The following is an 18,133-nucleotide window of genomic DNA, read 5'->3' on the forward strand; positions in this document are numbered from 1 at the left end:
AACCGCCATCGCGGCGGAGCTTCCGCCACGCGAAACGAAAGAAACCGCGTATGGACGCGGGCGTCACGCTGCAATTGCAGCAATCCCGCCTGGAATTTTTCTGCATCGCCGCGCAAATCAGTTCGTTTTTGCGCGAATTGGCATGAAAACGAAAATCAATGCTTGACCGGGGTCACGCAGCCGTTACAAGTTTTCGGCAAGACAGGGGCGTGGCACCGGCGGAGGGTTGGCGTGTCATCGGCAAAGCGGCCAACGGCCGATCTTTTCATCATCGGCGGCGGCATCAACGGCTGCGGCATCGCGCGCGACGCGGCCGGCCGCGGGCTGTCGGTGACGCTGGCCGAGATGGGCGATCTGGCGCAGGCGACCTCCTCGGCCTCGACCAAGCTGTTCCACGGCGGGCTGCGCTATCTGGAGTTCTTCGAGTTCCGCCTGGTGCGCGAGGCGCTGGAGGAACGCGAGACCCTGCTGCGCGCCATGCCGCATATCAGCTGGCCGATGCGCTTCGTGCTGCCCTATTCGCCCGAGATGCGCTTTGAAAGCGACACGCCGACTTCGCGCCTGCTGGGCCTGGTCATGCCCTGGACGCGCGGCCGCCGCCCGGCCTGGCTGATCCGGCTGGGGCTGTTCCTTTATGACCACCTTGGCGGGCGCAAGATCCTGCCCGGCACCGCCCGGCTGGATCTCGCGACCGACCCCCTGGGCAAGCCGCTGAAGCCCGGCTTCCGGCGTGGCTGGGAATATTCCGACTGCTGGGTGCAGGATTCGCGGCTGGTGGCGCTGAACGCCCGCGATGCCGTGGGACGCGGCGCCACCATCCTGACCCGCACCCGCGTCACCCGGGCCGAGCGGGTGGGCGATCTGTGGCAGGTCACGACCGATGGCCCGGCGGGGGTGCAGACCCATCAGGCCCGGGCGCTGGTCAATGCCGGCGGCCCCTGGGTCGAGGATGTGATCCGCAATGTCGCGCATATCCGCTCATCCGAAGGGGTGCGGCTGGTGCGCGGCAGCCATATCGTCGTGCCGAAGCTCTACGACCACGACCGCTGTTATTTCTTCCAGGGCAGCGATGGGCGCATCATCTTCGCCATTCCCTATGAGCAGGATTTCACCCTGATCGGCACCACCGACATGGACCATCAGGGCCCGCCGGGCGAGGCGCGCTGCACGGATGCCGAGCGCGACTATCTCTGCGCCTTCGCCAGCCAGTATTTCGCCGCGCCGGTGACGCCGGATCAGGTGGTCTGGACCTATTCCGGGGTGCGGCCGCTCTATAACGACGGCGCCAAATCGGCGACGGCGGCGACGCGGGACTATGTGCTGAGCCTCGACACGGATGGCCCGCCGCTGCTGAACGTCTTCGGCGGCAAGATCACCACCTATCGCCGGCTGGCCGAAAGCGCGCTGGAAAAGCTGAGCCCCTTCTTTCCGCAGGCAGGCCAGCCCTGGACGGCCGGCGTGGCGCTGCCCGGCGGCGATTTCCCGGTCGATGGCGCGGTCGAGCTGATCGCGCGACTCCGGGCCGGCTTTCCGTTCCTGCCTGCGCGACTCGCGCAGCGGCTGGTGCGGACCTATGGCACCGAGGCCTTCCTGATGCTCGACGGGGCGCAGAGCCTTGCGGACCTGGGTCGCGATTTCGGTGCCGGGCTGAGCGAGACCGAGGTAAGCTGGCTTATCGCCAACGAATTCGCCTGCACGGCCGAGGACATCCTGTGGCGCCGCACCAAGCTGGGGCTGCATATGAATGACAACCAGATCCGCGAGCTGGAGGCGTTCGTCGGGTCGCGATGATCCGCCGCCCGGAGGGGGCGGCGAGGGGAGGAGAAGGAATGGCGCTGGAATTGCAGGGCGTCTCGCGTCTTGTCGGCGGAAGGGTGCATATCCACCCGACCAGCCTGACCTTGCGCGAGGGCACGATGAACGTGCTCTTGGGCCCGACGCTCTCGGGCAAGACCAGCCTGATGCGCCTGATGGCCGGGCTGGACCAGCCGACCGCCGGCCGCATCCTGTGGCAGGGCCAGGACGTGACCGGCCAGCGCGTGCAGGACCGCGGCGTCGCCATGGTCTATCAGCAGTTCATCAACTACCCCGGCCTTTCGGTCTATGAGAACATCGCCTCGCCGCTGCGCATCCTGGGCCGGCCGCGGGACGAGATCGACCGCAAGGTGCGCGAGACCGCCGAGATGCTGCGCCTGACGCCGATGCTGGCCAGGAAGCCCTTGGAACTGTCCGGCGGCCAGCAGCAGCGCTGCGCCCTGGCCCGCGCGCTGGTCAAGGGCGCCGGGCTGGTGCTGCTGGACGAGCCGCTGGCGAACCTCGACTACAAGCTGCGCGAGGAATTGCGCGTCGAGATCCCGCGCATCTTCGAGGCCTCCGGCGCGATCTTCGTCTATGCCACCACCGAGCCCGAGGAGGCGCTGCTGCTGGGCGGCCATACCGCGACGCTGTGGCAGGGCCGGATGACGCAATTCGGCCCGACGCCGCAGGTCTATCGCGCCCCGGTCGATGCCGCGACGGCGCGGGTGTTCTCCGACCCGCCGATGAACTTCGTCCCCGCCACCCGGCGCGGCGACCGGCTGCTTCTGGGTCAGGTCGCGGTGCCCTCGGTCCCGGGCCTGCCCGACGGCGACTATCTGGCCGGCTTTCGCGCCAACCACCTGTCGCTCTCCCGCCACAGCCCGGCGGCGGTGGAGTTTCCCTGCACCCTGGTCGCGACCGAGATCACCGGCTCGGAAACCTTCATCCATGTCGATCACGGCGCCGAGCGCTGGGTCGGGCTGGTCGAGGGCGTGCATGTGCTGACGCCGGGCCAGCCGCTCTCGGTCTGGCTGGACCCGGCGCATGTCTATCTGTTCGACGCGGACGGCCGGCTGGCCGCGCCCGCATCCTATGCGAAGGCGGCCTGAGATGGCGCAGATCACGCTGAAGAACCTGGCGCACAGCTACAACCCGCATCCGAAGTCGGAAGCGGATTACGCGCTGAAGGAAATGGACCATGTCTGGCAGGACGGCGGCGCCTATGCGCTGCTGGGCTCGTCGGGCTGCGGCAAGACCACGCTTCTGAACATCATCTCGGGGCTCTTGACCCCCAGCCACGGCCGGGTGCTGTTCGGCGACCGCGACGTGACCGACGCGCCGACGGCGGCCCGCAACATCGCCCAGGTGTTCCAGTTCCCGGTCGTCTACGACACCATGACCGTGCGCGAGAATCTGGCCTTTCCGCTGAAGAACCGCGGCAAGGACGCCGCCTATATCAAGGCGCGCGTGGACCAGATCGCCCGGATGATCGGCATGGAGGCGATGCTGGCGCGCAAGGCCCAGGGCCTGACCGCCGATGCCAAGCAGAAGATCAGCCTTGGCCGCGGCATGGTGCGCGAGGACGTGAACGCGATCCTGTTCGACGAGCCGCTGACCGTCATCGACCCGCATATGAAATGGGAACTGCGCACCCAGCTCAAGGAGCTGCACCGCCAGTTCGGCCATACCATGATCTATGTCACCCATGACCAGACCGAGGCGCTGACCTTCGCCCAGAAGGTCGTGGTCATGTATGACGGCCGCGTGGTGCAGATCGGCACGCCCGAGGAACTGTTCGAGCGTCCGGCCCATAGCTTCGTCGGCTATTTCATCGGCTCGCCGGGGATGAATTTCCTCGACGCCGAGGTGCAGGGCGATCAGGCCCGGCTGCCGGGCGGCGAGATCGTGGCGCTCGGCGCCCGCTATCCGGCGCTGTCGGGCCGGGTGCAGATCGGCATCCGCCCCGAACATGTCGCGCTTGCGGCGGAGGGCCTGCCGCTGGCCGTGCGCCGGATCGAGGACGTCGGCCGCCACCGCCTGCTGCGCGGCGAGGTCGCGGGCCGGGCGCTGAACCTGGTCCTGCCCGAGGGCGGCGCCCTGCCGGCCGAACCGCGCGTCGCCTTTCTGCCGTCCAAGATCAACGTCTATGCCGATGACTGGCGCGTGGCGCCACAGGAGGGCCGCTGATGGAAAAGACCTGGAACAACAAGGCCTGGTTCCTGGTGCTGCCGGTCCTGGTGATCGTCGCCTTCTCGGCGGTGATTCCGCTGATGACGGTGGTGAACTATGCCTTCAACGACACTTTCGGCAACAACGAGTTCTTCTGGGCCGGGCTCGAATGGTTCGACGAGATGGTGCATTCCTCGCGCCTGCACGAAGCCCTGGGGCGGCAGGCGCTGTTCTCGGCCATCATCCTCGCCATCGAGGTGCCGCTCGGCATCTTCGTGGCGCTGAACATGCCGAAAAAGGGCTTCTGGTCCAGCCTGGTGCTGGTGCTGATGGCGCTGCCGCTGCTGATCCCGTTCAACGTGGTCGGCACGATCTGGCAGATCTTCGGCCGCGTCGATATCGGCCTTCTGGGCCATACGCTTGAGGCCCTGGGGCTGGACTACAACTATACCAACGACCCGATCGACGCCTGGGTCACGGTCATCGTCATGGACGTCTGGCACTGGACCTCGCTTGTCGCGCTGCTCTGCTATGCCGGGCTGCAATCCATCCCGCAGGCCTATTACCAGGCGGCGCGCATCGACCAGGCCAGCCGCTGGGCCGTGTTCCGCTATATCGAGCTGCCGAAGATGAAGGGCGTGCTGCTGATCGCCGTGCTGCTGCGCTTCATGGACAGCTTCATGATCTATACCGAGCCTTTCGTCGTCACCGGCGGCGGTCCCGGCAATTCGACCACCTTCCTGTCCATCGACCTGGTGAAAATGGCGGTCGGGCAGTTCGACCTGGGTCCGGCGGCGGCCTTCAGCCTGATGTATTTCCTGGTCATCCTGCTGGTCTCCTGGGTGTTCTACACCGTCATGACCAGCATGGACCGCAACCCGTCCGACATCCCGGAGGGCCTGTGATGCGCCTCAAACCCTCGGCCATCGTCATGGTGCTTTACCTGCTGTTCCTGCTGATCCCGATCTATTGGCTGCTCAACATGAGCCTGAAAACCAATGCCGAGATCACCGGCACCTTCAGCCTTTACCCGCACAACCTGACGCTGCGGAACTACCGGGTGATCCTGACCGACCCCAGCTGGTATATGGGCTACGTGAACTCCATCATCTATGTGGTGATGAACACGGTGATTTCCATCGCGGTGGCGCTGCCTGCCGCCTATGCCTTCTCGCGCTACAACTTCATGGGCGACAAGCACCTGTTCTTCTGGCTCTTGACCAACCGCATGTCGCCGCCGGCGGTCTTCGCGCTGCCCTTCTTCCAGCTTTATTCCTCGATCGGGCTTTTCGACACGCATATCGCGGTGGCGCTGGCGCATTGCCTCTTCAACGTGCCGCTGGCGGTCTGGATCCTGGAAGGTTTCATGCGCGGCGTGCCGAAGGAGATCGACGAGACCGCCTATATCGACGGCTACAGCTTCCCGCGCTTCTTCGTGCGCATCTTCATGCCGCTGATCGCCTCGGGCATCGGCGTCGCGGCCTTCTTCTGCTTCATGTTCTCCTGGGTCGAGCTGCTGTTGTCGCGCACGCTCACCTCGGTCAACGCCAAGCCCATCGCCGCGACCATGACGCGCACGGTTTCGGCCTCGGGCATGGACTGGGGCGTGCTGGCGGCGGCGGGGGTGCTGACCATCATCCCCGGCGCGCTCGTGATCTGGTTCGTGCGCAACTACATTGCCAAGGGCTTTGCCCTGGGGAGGGTGTGATGACCGACCTGGCCGTCCGTCGCGTCAACTGGACCGCGATCTGCATCGCCGCCGTCGCTGTGCTGGGCGCTGCCCTGGCGTTCCTGCTCTGGGCCACCCCCAGCACGAGCGGCGAAAAGCAATGGTTCGACCCGATGATCCCCGGCGGCTGGATGGCCTGGACCTTTCCGGTGGCGCTGTTCTTCTGGGTCATCGCCAGCCTTCTGACGCTGTTCACCATTCTTGCGCTGCGGTTTCCCGAAACCCCGCGCACCGGCATCCTGCGCATCGAGACGACGCGCGGGGACCGGCTGTTCATCAGCCTGCTCGGCTCGGCCTTCATCTGCCTGGGCTGGCTGTTCTTCGCGGGTCCGCCGCTGTGGTGGGCGCTCGCGCTGTGCCTTGTCTATGCCGCAGCGGTATTCCGCTGGGTTTGAACAAAGAAGTCTCGTCAGGGAGGAAAACCATGAGACCGACAAGAACCATCCCGAACAGAGGGGCCGCAGCGGCCACAGCCATCGCGCTGGCGCTGATGGTGATGGGTGCCCCGGCCTGGGCCGACATGGAGGCCGCCAAGAAATTTCTGGACGCCGAGATCGGGGAGATGTCCACGCTGCCCCGCGCCGATCAGGAAAAGGAAATGCAGTGGTTCATCGACGCCGCGAAGCCGCTGGCGGGGATGGAAATCAAGGTGGTCTCGGAAACCATCACCACGCATGAATACGAAGCCAAGGTGCTGGCCCCGGCCTTCAGCGCCATCACCGGCATCAAGGTCACCCACGACCTGATCGGCGAGGGCGACGTGGTCGAAAAGCTGCAGACCCAGATGCAGACCGGCGAGAACATCTATGACGGCTATGTCAACGACTCGGACCTGATCGGCACGCATTGGCGCTATCAGCAGGCCCGCGACCTGACCAAGTGGATGGCCGAGGAGGGCAAGGACTTCACCAGCCCGACCCTGGACCTGGACGACTTCATCGGGCTGAAGTTCACCACCGCGCCGGACGGCGACCTGTATCAGCTGCCCGACCAGCAGTTCGCGAACCTCTACTGGTTCCGCTACGACTGGTTCAACGACCAGAAGACCAAGGACGATTTCAAGGCCAAATATGGCTACGACCTGGGCGTGCCGGTGAACTGGTCGGCCTATGAGGACATCGCCGAATTCTTCACCGGCCGCGACATGTCCTATATCGAGGGCGGCCCGGCGAAGGCCTGGGGCAACATGGACTATGGCAAGAAGGATCCCAGCCTGGGCTGGCGCTATACCGACGCCTGGATGTCCATGGCCGGCATGGGCGACAAGGGCGAGCCGAACGGGTTGCCGGTCGACGAATGGGGCATCCGCGTCGACGAGAATTCGCGTCCCGTCGGCTCCTGCGTGGCACGCGGCGGCGCGACCAACGATGCGGCGGCGGTCTATGCCGTGACCAAGGCCATCGACTGGCTCAAGAAATACACGCCGCCGGAAGCCATGGGCATGACCTTCGGCGAGGCCGGCCCGGTCCCGGCGCGCGGCGACATCGCCCAGCAGATGTTCTGGTACACCGCCTTCACCGCCGATATGGTCAAGCCCGGCACGCCGGTCGTGAACGAGGACGGCACGCCGAAATGGCGCATGGCGCCCAGCCCGCACGGCGCCTATTGGTCGGACGGCACCAAGATCGGCTATCAGGACGTGGGCAGCTGGACGCTGTTGAAGTCGACGCCGGTGGATCGCGCGCAGGCCGCCTGGCTCTATGCGCAATTCGTCACCTCGAAGACGGTCGATGTGAAGAAATCCGACGTCGGCCTGACCTTCATCCGCCAGTCCACCATCGACAGCCAGCACTTCAGCGACCGCGCGCCCAAGCTGGGCGGGCTGATCGAGTTCTACCGCTCGCCCGCCCGCACGCAATGGTCGCCGACCGGCACCAATATCCCGGACTATCCGAAGCTCGCGCAGCTCTGGTGGCAGAACATCGGCGACGCGCTCTCGGGCGCCAAGACCCCGCAAGAGGCGCTGGACGCGCTTTGCGCCGAACAGGAAAAGGTGCTGGCCCGTCTGGAACGCGCGAAGGTGCAGGGCGACCTGGGTCCGAAGCTGAACGAGGAGAAGGACCCGCAGGAATGGCTCGACGCCGAGGGCTCGCCGGTCGGTCCGCTGGAAAACGAAAAGCCGCAGGGCGAGACGATTTCCTATGACGAGCTGATCAAGTCCTGGCAGTAATGCCCAGCCGGGGGGCGGTGCGCCGCCCCCCGTTTCCCAAGACGCCGGACCCGCCATGACCCATATCCTTGCCATCGACCAGGGCACCACCTCATCGCGCGCCATCATCTTCGACGCCAGGCTGAACCCCGTCGCCTCGGCGCAGAAGGAGTTTCCCCAGCATTTCCCGGCCTCGGGCTGGGTCGAGCATGACGCCTCGGACCTTTGGGTCAGCGTGGCGGGCGTGGCGCGGGCTGCGGTGGAAAAGGCCGGGCTGCATGCCGGCGACATCGCCGCCATCGGCATCACCAACCAGCGCGAGACGACGCTCATCTGGGATCGCAAGACCGGCCAGCCGCTGCATCGCGCCATCGTCTGGCAGGATCGCCGCACGGCGGGTCTGTGCGAAGCGCTGAAGGCCGAAGGCCATGAGCCGATGATCGCGGCGCGCACCGGGCTGCTCCTGGACCCGTATTTCTCGGGCACCAAGCTGAAATGGCTGCTCGACAACGTCGAGGGCGCACGGGCGCGGGCCGAGGCGGGCGAACTGGCCTTCGGCACCGTTGACAGCTGGCTGATCTGGAACCTGACCGGCGGCCGGGTCCATGCCACCGATGCGACCAATGCCGCGCGCACGCTGCTTTACAATATCGCCGAGAACCGCTGGGACGCGGAAATCTGCGCGCTGCTCGGCATTCCCATGGCGCTGCTGCCCGAGGTGCGTGACTGCGCCGACGACTTCGGCATGACCCGCGCCGATCTTTTCGGCTCTGAGATCGCGATTCTGGGCGTCGCCGGCGACCAGCAGGCCGCGACCGTGGGCCAGGCCTGCTTTCAGCCCGGCATGCTGAAATCGACCTATGGCACCGGCTGCTTCGCGCTTCTGAACACCGGGGCCGAGAGGGTGCCGTCCTCGAACCGGCTGCTGACCACCATCGCCTATCGCCTGGACGGGCAGACGACCTATGCGCTGGAGGGTTCGATCTTCATCGCCGGGGCCGTGGTGCAATGGCTGCGCGACGGGCTGAAGATCATCCGCGAGGCCGCCGAGACGCAGCCGCTGGCCGAAGCCGCCGATCCCTCGCAGGAACTGCTGCTGGTCCCGGCCTTCACCGGCCTGGGCGCGCCCTATTGGCGACCGGATTGCCGAGGGGCGATCTTTGGCCTGACGCGCAACTCGGGCCCCGCGGAATTCGCCCGCGCGGCGCTGGAAAGCGTCGGCTTCCAGACCCGCGACCTGCTGGAAGCCATGCGCGCCGACTGGCCCGGCGCCGGCGACAGCGTGCTGCGCGTCGATGGCGGCATGGTGGCCAGCGACTGGACCATGCAATTCCTGGCCGACATCCTGGGCGCCCCGGTCGACCGCCCGCGCGTGACCGAAACCACGGCGCTGGGCGCGGGCTATCTCGCGGGCCTGCGCGCCGGCCTCTGCCCGCCGCCCGAGGAATTCGCGCGGAACTGGGCGCTCGACCGCCGCTTTGAGCCCGGGATGCCGGCCGGGCAGCGCGAGGCCCGCTACCAGGGCTGGAAAAAGGCGGTCGCGGCGACCATGGCCGCTGCCGACCGCTAGGCCTCGGCCAGCGCGACCCGGATGGCGCGGGCGAGCCGCAGGCAAGCCTCGTCCAGCTTTTCGGGCGGGTTCAGGGTGAAGTTCAGCCGCAGCCCGCCGCGGTCGCGCCCCTCGGGGTCGAAAACGCTGGAGGGCGAGATGCAGACGCCGTGCTGCAACGCATGGCGCAACAGCCGGTCGGTATCGAGCCTTGCATCGCGCGCCCGTGCCCAGACGAACATGCCGCCGACCGGCCGCTGCCAGTCCAGCTGCTCGGCCAGATGCGCCCGCATCGCCGCGCAAAGCGCGTCGCGGCGTTGGCGATAGGTTTCCAGGATCCGCGGCCGGATCCGTTCGGCCAGGCCGGTTTCCAGCGCCCGCAGCGCCAGCACCTGCGACAGCCCGCTGCTGCACATGTCCGCGCCCTGCTTGGCCAGCGCCAGCGCCGCGATCATCTCGGGCGCGGCGATGACCCAGCCGATGCGCAGCCCCGGCGTCAGCTCCTTGGACAGCGACCCCATGTGGATCACCGGCCCGGCATAGGGGCCCGGCGCCTGCGCCCCCGACAGATCCAGCAGCCGGGGCAGCGGCGCCGCATCGTAATGCAGCACGGCATAGGGGTCGTCCTCGATCAGCCAGGTGCCGGTTTCATGCGCCGCCGCGACCAGCGTCCGGCGTTCCTCCAGCGGCACCAGCCGGCCGCTGGGGTTCGAGAAATTCGGCACGGTATAGGCGAATTGCGCCCCCGCCAGCGCGGCGTGCGCATCGAAACCCGGCCGCTCCAGCAGCATCGGCCGATAGGCCGGATCATGCGGGCGCCAGGCGTCCAGCGCACCCAGATAGGCCGGGCTTTGCGCCGCGATCACCGCGCCCGGATGCATCAGCACCCGGCCGACCAGATCCAGCCCCTGCATCCCGCCCGAGGTGATCAGCACGTTCTCGCGCGTCAGCTGCAGGCTTTCGGTCGAAGCCCGGGCCGCGATCCGGTCGCGCAGCGCCGGCAGGCCCGGGATCGGGCCATAGCCCAGGCAATCCTGCGGCTGGCTGCGGATCGCCTCGGCCGCCAGCAGGGCCAGTTCCTCGGCCGGGAACAGCGCCGGATCGGGCAGCCCGCCGCCCAGGTTGATCAGCCCCGGGATCTGCCCGGCGGCCAGAAAGACCGAGGTCACGTCATTGCCGCGCCCCAGCCATTCGGCAAAATCGGGACGGGCGGCGGGTTCAGGCGGCGCGGCGGCGGCGGTGGCGGGCATGGACAACCTCATGGACGACCGGCGCAGGATACAGGCGCCATGGCGGCGTGTCCCTGCAAAGACTTGCTGCAATCGCTCCATCTGCGCGCTATTACGCCAGAAATTGCCATTTCAGCGACCGGATTCGCCAATGATTGAGCTCGACGCCATCGACCACCGCATCCTGACCCATCTGCGGGCCGAGGGGCGGATCTCGATTCTCGACCTGTCCGAGCGGGTCGGCCTGTCGCCCACGCCCTGCGGCCGCCGGGTCAGGCGGCTGGAGGAGGCCGGCGTCATCACCGGCTATGCCGCGCAGATCGACCCCCGCGCGCTGGGGCTGAATGTCAGCGTGCTGATCGCGGTGCGCCTGGCGCGCAGCGGCGCCGAGGGCAGCGCGGAGTTTCTCGCCGCCCTGCGCGGCCGGCCCGAGGTCATGGCCTGCTTTCTCGTCACCGGCAACAATATCGACTACATGCTGCGGGTGCAGGTCCGGGACATCGACGCGCTTGGCCATTTCATCCGCGACGTGCTGCAACGCATCCCGGCGGTGGCCGAGACCTCGACCATGGTGGTGCTGAAACAGGGCTTCGACTGATCCCCGGCTTGCTTGTATCCGGCGGCCATGTGGTCCAGAACCGCCGAAACGCCAGCCACGGGGACCGCCATGAACGCGCTGAAACGCATCGGCATCGACACCTACATGCTGCTTCTGCTGGCCACCGTGGCGCTGGGACTGCTGCTGCCGGCCCGCGGCATGGCGGCCGAGGCGCTGCGGCTTGCGACCTGGTGGGCGGTGGTGCTGCTGTTCTTCCTTTACGGCGCCAAGCTGGACCCGGCCTCGATCCGCGCCGGCATGCTGAATTGGCGCTTGCAGGGGCTGACCTTCGCCGCGACCTACGCGCTGTTCCCGCTGCTGGGCCTGGCGCTGGCGGCGGTGTTCGGCGGCATGCTGGGCCCGGAACTGACGCTGGGCCTGCTGTTCCTGGCGGTGCTGCCCTCAACGATCCAGAGTTCGATCGCCTTCACCTCGATCGCGCGCGGCAATGTCCCGGCGGCGATCTGCGCCGCTTCGGTCTCGAACCTGGTCGGGGTGGTGCTGACGCCGCTGCTGGTCGCGCGCATCCTGCACCAGGAGGGCGCGGCCGTCAGCTTCGAGGCGGTGCAGAAGATCGCGCTGCAGATCCTGCTGCCCTTCGTGGTCGGGCAGGTGCTGCGGCCCTGGATCGGCAGCTTCGTCCAGCGCCACCGGTTCCTGACCATGATCGTGGACCGCGGCTCGATCCTGCTCATCGTCTATTCCGCCTTCGGCGCCGGCACGGTCGCGGGGATCTGGTCCAGCATCCCGGCCTCGGGGCTGGTGCTGTGCTTCCTGGTGGTGGCGCTGCTCCTGGCGCTGGCCATGGGCATCATGACCGCCGCCGGCCGCGCCTGCCGCCTGCCGCCGGCCGACCAGGCGGTGCTGTTCTTCTGCGGCTCGACGAAAAGCCTCGCCTCGGGGCTGCCCATCGCCTATGCGATCTTCCCGGCGGCGACGGTCGGGGCGACCGTGCTGCCGGTGATGATCTATCACATGACGCAACTGCTGGTCTGCTCGGCCGTGGCGCAGCGCCGCGCCCGGGCCGCAGCCTAGAAGTTCCAGTCCTCGTCCTCGGTCGCGACCGCCTTGCCGATGACATAGGATGAGCCCGAGCCGCTGAAGAAGTCATGGTTCTCGCTGTCGGGCGACAGCGCGGCCAGGATCGCCGGGTTCACCTCGCAGGCGGCGGGCGGGAACAGCGCTTCATAACCCAGGTTCTGCAAGGCCTTGTTGGCGTTGTAATGCAGGAAGGCCTTCACGTCCTCGGTCAGGCCGATGCCGTCGTAAAGCTCGGCGGTATAGCGCGACTCGATCTCGTAAAGGTCGAAGATCAGCGAAAAGGCGAAATCCTTCAGCTCCTGCTGCTTTTCGGCGCCCAGCTTCTCCAGCCCGCGCTGGTATTTGTAGCCGATGTAATAGCCATGCACCGCCTCGTCGCGGATGATCAGGCGGATCAGGTCGGCGGTATTGGTCAGCTTCGCGCGCGAGGACCAGTACATCGGCAGATAGAAGCCCGAATAGAACAGGAAGCTCTCCAGGAAGACCGAGGCGATCTTGCGCTTCAAGGGATCGGCGCCGGCCGCGTATTTCTCGACGATGGTGCGGGCCTTGGCTTGCAGATGCGGGTTCTCCTCGGCCCAGCGAAAGGCCTCGTCCACCTCCTTGGTCAGGCACAGCGTCGAGAAGATCGAGCTGTAGGACCGCGCATGCACCGCCTCCATGAAGCTGATGTTCGACAGCACCGCCTCCTCATGCGGCGTCAGCGCATCGGGCATCATCGAAGGCGCGCCGATGGTGTTCTGCACCGTGTCGAGCAGCGTCAGCCCGGTAAAAACCCGGATGGTCAACTCGCGCTCGGCCGGGCGCAGCGTGGCCCAGCTCTGCACGTCATTCGACAGCGGCACCTTCTCGGGCAGCCAGAAGTTGACGGTCAGCCGGTTCCAGACCTCCAGGTCCTTCTCGTCCTCCAGCCGGTTCCAGTTGATCGCCCGCAAGGGAGCCTGGAGCGCGTGATCCTTCATCCGAAGAACCTTTCTTTCTTGTGCAAATATCCTCGGGGGTGTGGGGGCAGACAGCCCCCACCGCTACGGCCGATCACAGCGTGCAGGACACGCAGCCCTGCACCTCGGTGCCTTCCAGCGCGGTCTGGCGCAGCCGGATGTAATAGATCGTCTTGATGCCCTTCTTCCAGGCATAGATCTGGGCGCGGTTGATGTCGCGCGTCGTCGCCTCGGCCGGGAAGAACAGCGTCAGCGACAGGCCCTGGTCAACATGCTCGGTCGCGGCGGCATAGGTGTCGATGATCGCCTCGGGGCCGATCTCATAGGCGTCGCGATAGAACTCGATGTTCTCGTTCGACATGAAGGCGGCGGGGTAATAGACCCGGCCGATCTTGCCTTCCTTGCGGATCTCGATCTTGGCGACGATCGGGTGGATCGAGCTGGTCGAATTGTTGATATAGCTGATCGAGCCGGTCGGCGGCACCGCCTGCAGGTTGCGGTTGTAAAGCCCGTGCTGCATGACCAATGCCTTCAACGCCGCCCAATCCTCGCGCGTGGGTAGGGTGACATTCTCGAACACCCGCTCGACGTCCGGCAGCGTCGGCAGCCAGTCGCGCTCGGTGTATTTGTCGAAGAACGAGCCGTCGGCGTATTTCGACTTCTCGAAATCCTTGAAGGTGCTGCCATGCTCCTGCGCCAAGAGGTTCGAGGCGCGGATGGCGTGATAGGCCACGGCGGCGAAATAGACCGAGGTGAATTCGACCCCCTCGGGGCTGCCGTAATGGATGCGCTCGCGCGCCAGGAAACCGTGCAGGTTCATCTGGCCCAGGCCCACGGCATGGGCCTCGTCATTGCCGCGCCGGATCGAGGGCACGGCGTCGATGGCCGACATTTCCGACACCGCGGTCAGCGCCCGGATCGCCGCCTCGACGGTGGCGCCCAGGTCCGGGCCGTCCATGGTCGCGGCGATGTTCAGCGAGCCGAGATTGCAAGAAATATCAGTGCCCAGGTGGGCATAGCTGAGATCTTCGTTGAACTCGCTGGCCTCGTTGACCTGCAGGATTTCGCTGCACAGGTTCGACATGGTGATGCGGCCATGCACGGGGTTGGCGCGGTTCACCGTGTCCTCGAACATGATATAGGGATAGCCGCTTTCGAACTGGATCTCGGCCAGGGTCTGGAAGAAGGCGCGCGCGTTGATCTTGCGCTTCTTGATGCGCTTGTCGTCGACCATCTCGGCATATTTCTCGGTCACCGAGATTTCCGAGAAGGGCACGCCATAGACCTTCTGGATGTCATGCGGCGAGAACAGGTACATGTCCTCGTTGCGCTTCGCCAGCTCGAAGGTCACGTCCGGGATCACCACGCCAAGGCTCAGCGTCTTGATGCGGATCTTCTCGTCGGCGTTCTCGCGCTTGGTATCCAGGAAGCGCAGGATGTCGGGGTGATGCGCGTTCAGATAGACCGCGCCCGCGCCCTGACGCGCGCCCAGCTGGTTAGCATAGCTGAACGAATCCTCCAGCAGTTTCATCACCGGGATCACGCCCGAGGACTGGTTCTCGATGCCCTTGATCGGCGCGCCGGCCTCGCGCAGGTTGGTCAGCATCAAGGCCACGCCGCCGCCGCGCTTCGACAGCTGCAGCGCCGAGTTGATCGAGCGGCCGATCGACTCCATGTTGTCTTCCAGCCGCAGCAGGAAGCACGAGATCAGCTCGCCGCGCGACTTCTTGCCGGCATTGAGGAAGGTCGGCGTCGCCGGCTGGAAGCGGCCCGACAGGATCTCCTCCATGAAGCGCATGGCCAGGCCCTCGTCGCCGCGCGCCAGCGCGAGCGCGACCATGACCACGCGGTCCTCATAGCGTTCCAGGTAGCGCTGGCCGTCGCGGGTCTTCAGCGTATAGCTGGTGTAATACTTGAACGCGCCCAGGAAGGTCGGGAAACGGAACTTCTTCTGATAGGCGGCATCCCAGATCGCGCGCTGGAAGTTCTTGGAATACTGGTCCAGCACCTCGGGCTCGTAATAGCCCTCGTCGACCAGATAGCGCAGCTTCTCGTCGAGGTTGTGGAAAAACACCGTGTTCTGGTTGACATGCTGCAGGAAATACTGCCGCGCGGCCTTGCGATCCGCGTCGAAGCGGATGCGGCCGTCGGCATCGTAAAGGTTCAGCATCGCGTTCAGCGCGTGATAGTCGAGCTCGGCCTTTACGCCATCGTCAAGCATTCCGTCCCCCAGAATTTGTTGAGCCCCGCCAGCACGCGGGAAATGTCCAGATCAGTCCCCGCCAGCTCGAATCGATACAGCACGGGGACGTTGCACTTGTCAGAAATCACCCTGCCGGCCAAGGCGTAAGTCGCCCCGAAATTCCGGTTGCCGGTGGCGATGACGCCGCGCAAGCCGGCGCGGCGGTCGGGATCGTTCAGGAAATGGATGACCTGCTTCGGGACAGCCCCGCGCCCTTCGCCATCGGCAAAGGTCGGGCAGATCAGCACATAGGGCCGGGCCGGCGCCGGCATCGCGTCCTTGGGCGAGATCGGGACACGCAGGGCGCGCAGGCCCAGCCGTGCCGCGAAACGCGCCGTATTCCCCGAGGCCGAGGAGAAATAGACCAGATCGCCCCCGCCGGCCATGGCCTTAGGACAGGCGGCCGATCATGTCGGGACGGAAGCCGGCCCAATGCGCCTCGCCGGCGACGACGACCGGCGCCTGGCGATAGCCCAGCGAGGTGACCAGTTCCATCGCCGCGTCATCCTCGGTCAGGTCGACCAGGTGATAGTCCAGGCCGCGCGCATCCAGGGCGCGGGTGGTGGCGGTGCATTGCACGCAGGCGGGCTTGGAATAAACGGTGATGGACATGCCTCTGCTCCTTTTATTGCTGTGGGCAGCACAGGGCCGGGCCGATGGCCAGGCCATCGCGCCGATCAAGCCCCGCGCCCGCCGCACGGTGTCGTCCTTTCAGCGTCATGGCAGGTCTTCTGACTCGCAGGTCTCGGCTCGGCTGGCCTTCCCGGTTTCCCAGTGGCGTTCCAGCGTCGCTCACCGCTTACAGCTGCGGGGGCAGTGCCGGATTCGCACCGGCTTCCCTCTTCGTCTCCCGGCCGAAACCGGATTAACCATGACCCGCCCAGTAAGCCATGAGCGCGCCCGGTCGTCAACCACATATAGTGTCGGTTCCGGGGGTATCCACAGAGATATGGTGTCCCTGTGGACAATTACCCGCATGCGGGACCTTAACGCGAACACCCGGTTACCGGCGCAAGAAACCGGGTGTTCCGCTTCAGGCCCCGGCCCATGCTGGCCCCGCAACAAGCAAGGGAAAAGCAGGATGCTGCTCAAGGACAAGACCTTCATCGTCACCGGCGCCTCCAGCGGCATCGGCACGGCCGCGGCGCAGATCTTCGCGGCCGAGGGCGCGCGGCTGGTGATCTCGGCCCGGCGCGAGGATCGGCTTGCCGACCTCGCAGCCCGAATCGATCAAGGCGCGGGCCGCGTCGCGGTGCTGGCCGGCGATGTCACGGCGCCCGGCCATGCCGAGGCGCTGGTCGCGCTGGCGCAGGAGCGCTTCGGCGGGCTCGACGGCGCCTTCAACAATGCCGGGCAGATCGGCTCGGGCGCGCGGGTGCACGAGATCCCGGACGCGGAATGGCAGCGGTTGATCGCCACCAACCTGACCGCCGCCTTCCTGGCCGCGCGGGCGCAGGTGCCGGCGCTGCTGGCGCGGGGCGGGGGCGCGCTGGTCTTTACCGGCAGTTTCATCGGCCATACCGCGGTGCTGCCGGGCATGGGCGGCTATGCCGCGGCCAAGGCCGGGCTGATCGGGCTGGTGCAGGCGCTGGCGGTGGATTACGGCCCAGAGCGCATCCGCGCCAATGCGCTCTTGCCCGGCGGCACCCTGACCGAGATGGCGGGCGATGCCGCGACCAACCCCGACACGGCGGATTTCATCGCCGGCCTGCATGCCCTGAAGCGCATGGCCCGGCCCGAGGAGATCGCCCGCGCGGCGCTGTTCCTGCTGTCCGACCACGCGAGCTTCGTCACCGGCACGGCGATGCTGGCCGATGGCGGCAATTCTATCTGCAAGGTCTAGCCCTTCAGGCTGCGCCACAGGCTCAGGCAGGCATCGGTCAGGTCGCCCAGCCGGGCCAGCAGGTGCTCGCGCTCCAGCGCCGGCGCCTCGGCGGCGCGGTCGAGCCGCGCAAGCAGCCGCATGATCCGGCGCCGGTGCGTGCCCGCGGCCAGTTGCAGCGGGTCGGCGATCAGCCCGGCGAAGGTCGTCAGCACCGAGGCGAGCACCGCCAGCCCGAACCCGGTCGCGATCACTTCGAGCGTGGAAAGCTCGCGCGGGAAGATGCCGTACCACAGCCCGCCGGCCCAGCTTCCCAGCGCGAAATCCTGGATCGCCTGACTTTGCGCCCGCATGTCGGCCAGCGGCACGGCCAGCGAGATGACGCCCGGCGTCGCACGGTGAAACAGCAAAAGCCCCGCCAGCAGCACCAGGATCGAGGTGGTGATCTCGGACACGGCATTGCGCGTCTCGGCATAGTCGGCCGTGGCGCGGGCGACGGCCTCGGGCGGGGCCCGCGGGCCCAGCCCCTGGGCGTCCAGCGCAGCGATGAAACCCGTCAGGTCCTGCGCGATATGGTGCGACAGGTCCGAGGGCAGGAAGATCCGCCGCCGCGCCATCCAACCGGCCGCCCGCGTGGCGCCCAAGCGGCGCAACAGCGGCGGCGCCAGCCGCGTCAGCAGGAAGACCGGCGACAGCATGACATTGACCGGCGCCCGCAACAGGTCCAGCCCCAGCGCGTGGCGATGCAGCGCCAAGGTGCCGCGCAAGCCGAAGCGCGCGCGGGCAAAGCGGCGCACCTCGGTTTCGCGCCGGGTCATCGGGCGGGTGTCGGCGGGCTGCATGGCGGCTCCGGTCGGCAGGGTCGCT

17 protein-coding genes and 1 riboswitch are annotated in these 18,133 nt (G+C 66.8%); of the genes, 11 read left to right on the plus strand and 6 right to left on the minus strand.

Annotation, left to right across the window (positions count from 1 at the left end; translation table 11 throughout):
- The first annotated feature begins 231 nt into the window (after positions 1–231).
- The 8 genes from glpD to glpK all read left to right on the plus strand — a co-directional run bounded on the left by glpD (position 232) and on the right by glpK (position 9,414).
- A complete protein-coding gene (gene glpD, locus E3D03_RS08220; protein WP_263566562.1) occupies positions 232–1,791 on the plus strand; it encodes a glycerol-3-phosphate dehydrogenase in 1,560 nt (519 codons plus the stop codon).
- 38 nt (positions 1,792–1,829) lie between these two features.
- A complete protein-coding gene (locus tag E3D03_RS08225; protein WP_062563104.1) occupies positions 1,830–2,906 on the plus strand; it encodes an ABC transporter ATP-binding protein in 1,077 nt (358 codons plus the stop codon).
- A gap of 1 nt (position 2,907) precedes the next feature.
- Positions 2,908–3,984, plus strand: a complete 1,077-nt coding sequence (locus E3D03_RS08230) for an ABC transporter ATP-binding protein (protein WP_062563105.1) — start codon at positions 2,908–2,910, stop codon at positions 3,982–3,984.
- On the plus strand, positions 3,984–4,871 hold the full coding sequence (locus tag E3D03_RS08235; protein ID WP_062563106.1) for a carbohydrate ABC transporter permease: 888 nt from the start codon (positions 3,984–3,986) through the stop codon (positions 4,869–4,871). Before E3D03_RS08230 ends, E3D03_RS08235 begins: the two co-directional genes overlap by 1 nt.
- Positions 4,871–5,674, plus strand: a complete 804-nt coding sequence (locus tag E3D03_RS08240; protein WP_263566563.1) for a carbohydrate ABC transporter permease — start codon at positions 4,871–4,873, stop codon at positions 5,672–5,674. Before E3D03_RS08235 ends, E3D03_RS08240 begins: the two co-directional genes overlap by 1 nt.
- 134 nt (positions 5,675–5,808) lie before the next feature.
- Positions 5,809–6,090: a DUF2160 domain-containing protein gene (locus E3D03_RS08245; RefSeq protein WP_062563362.1), complete on the plus strand. Its 282-nt coding sequence runs from the start codon at positions 5,809–5,811 to the stop codon at positions 6,088–6,090.
- 95 nt (positions 6,091–6,185) lie between these two features.
- Positions 6,186–7,865, plus strand: a complete 1,680-nt coding sequence (locus tag E3D03_RS08250) for an ABC transporter substrate-binding protein (RefSeq protein ID WP_411969809.1) — start codon at positions 6,186–6,188, stop codon at positions 7,863–7,865.
- Positions 7,866–7,920: 55 nt separating this feature from the next.
- Entirely contained in the window at positions 7,921–9,414 is a 1,494-nt protein-coding gene (glpK, locus tag E3D03_RS08255) for a glycerol kinase GlpK (RefSeq protein WP_263566566.1), read from the plus strand.
- Here the strand turns inward: glpK and E3D03_RS08260 are convergent.
- Positions 9,411–10,643 carry a PLP-dependent aminotransferase family protein gene (locus E3D03_RS08260; RefSeq protein ID WP_263566567.1) on the minus strand — a complete coding sequence of 411 codons (1,233 nt, stop codon included), beginning with the start codon at positions 10,641–10,643 and terminating at the stop codon, positions 9,411–9,413. The genes glpK and E3D03_RS08260 overlap by 4 nt on opposite strands.
- A gap of 130 nt (positions 10,644–10,773) precedes the next feature.
- Here E3D03_RS08260 and E3D03_RS08265 point away from each other — a divergent pair, with 130 nt between their 5' ends.
- Both E3D03_RS08265 and E3D03_RS08270 read left to right on the plus strand, forming a co-directional pair.
- Positions 10,774–11,220, plus strand: a complete 447-nt coding sequence (locus E3D03_RS08265; RefSeq protein ID WP_263566568.1) for an Lrp/AsnC family transcriptional regulator — start codon at positions 10,774–10,776, stop codon at positions 11,218–11,220.
- 69 nt (positions 11,221–11,289) lie between these two features.
- Complete coding sequence (locus E3D03_RS08270) at positions 11,290–12,255, plus strand: bile acid:sodium symporter family protein (protein WP_263566569.1); 966 nt, start codon at positions 11,290–11,292, stop codon at positions 12,253–12,255.
- On the opposite strand, the gene nrdF is transcribed toward E3D03_RS08270, so the two are convergent.
- The 4 genes from nrdF to nrdH form a co-directional block, all read right to left on the minus strand.
- Complete coding sequence (gene nrdF / locus E3D03_RS08275; protein WP_263566570.1) at positions 12,252–13,223, minus strand: class 1b ribonucleoside-diphosphate reductase subunit beta; 972 nt, start codon at positions 13,221–13,223, stop codon at positions 12,252–12,254. The genes E3D03_RS08270 and nrdF overlap by 4 nt on opposite strands.
- Positions 13,224–13,296: 73 nt before the next feature.
- Complete coding sequence (gene nrdE, locus E3D03_RS08280; RefSeq protein ID WP_263566571.1) at positions 13,297–15,423, minus strand: class 1b ribonucleoside-diphosphate reductase subunit alpha; 2,127 nt, start codon at positions 15,421–15,423, stop codon at positions 13,297–13,299.
- Entirely contained in the window at positions 15,405–15,830 is a 426-nt protein-coding gene (gene nrdI / locus E3D03_RS08285; RefSeq protein WP_263566572.1) for a class Ib ribonucleoside-diphosphate reductase assembly flavoprotein NrdI, read from the minus strand. The genes nrdE and nrdI overlap by 19 nt, the downstream gene beginning before the upstream one ends.
- 4 nt (positions 15,831–15,834) lie before the next feature.
- Positions 15,835–16,056 carry a glutaredoxin-like protein NrdH gene (nrdH, locus tag E3D03_RS08290; RefSeq protein ID WP_018001355.1) on the minus strand — a complete coding sequence of 74 codons (222 nt, stop codon included), beginning with the start codon at positions 16,054–16,056 and terminating at the stop codon, positions 15,835–15,837.
- A gap of 91 nt (positions 16,057–16,147) precedes the next feature.
- A riboswitch (cobalamin riboswitch) is annotated at positions 16,148–16,333 on the minus strand.
- 192 nt (positions 16,334–16,525) lie between these two features.
- On the opposite strand from nrdH, the gene E3D03_RS08295 reads away from it, so the two are divergent.
- Positions 16,526–17,287, plus strand: a complete 762-nt coding sequence (locus E3D03_RS08295; protein WP_263566573.1) for an SDR family oxidoreductase — start codon at positions 16,526–16,528, stop codon at positions 17,285–17,287.
- On the opposite strand, the gene E3D03_RS08300 is transcribed toward E3D03_RS08295, so the two are convergent.
- A complete protein-coding gene (locus E3D03_RS08300; protein ID WP_263566574.1) occupies positions 17,284–18,108 on the minus strand; it encodes a DUF6635 family protein in 825 nt (274 codons plus the stop codon). The genes E3D03_RS08295 and E3D03_RS08300 overlap by 4 nt on opposite strands.
- Between the last annotated feature and the right edge of the window lie 25 nt (positions 18,109–18,133).

This window comes from Paracoccus sp. DMF (assembly GCF_004407025.1).
GTDB lineage: Bacteria > Pseudomonadota > Alphaproteobacteria > Rhodobacterales > Rhodobacteraceae > Paracoccus > Paracoccus aminovorans_B.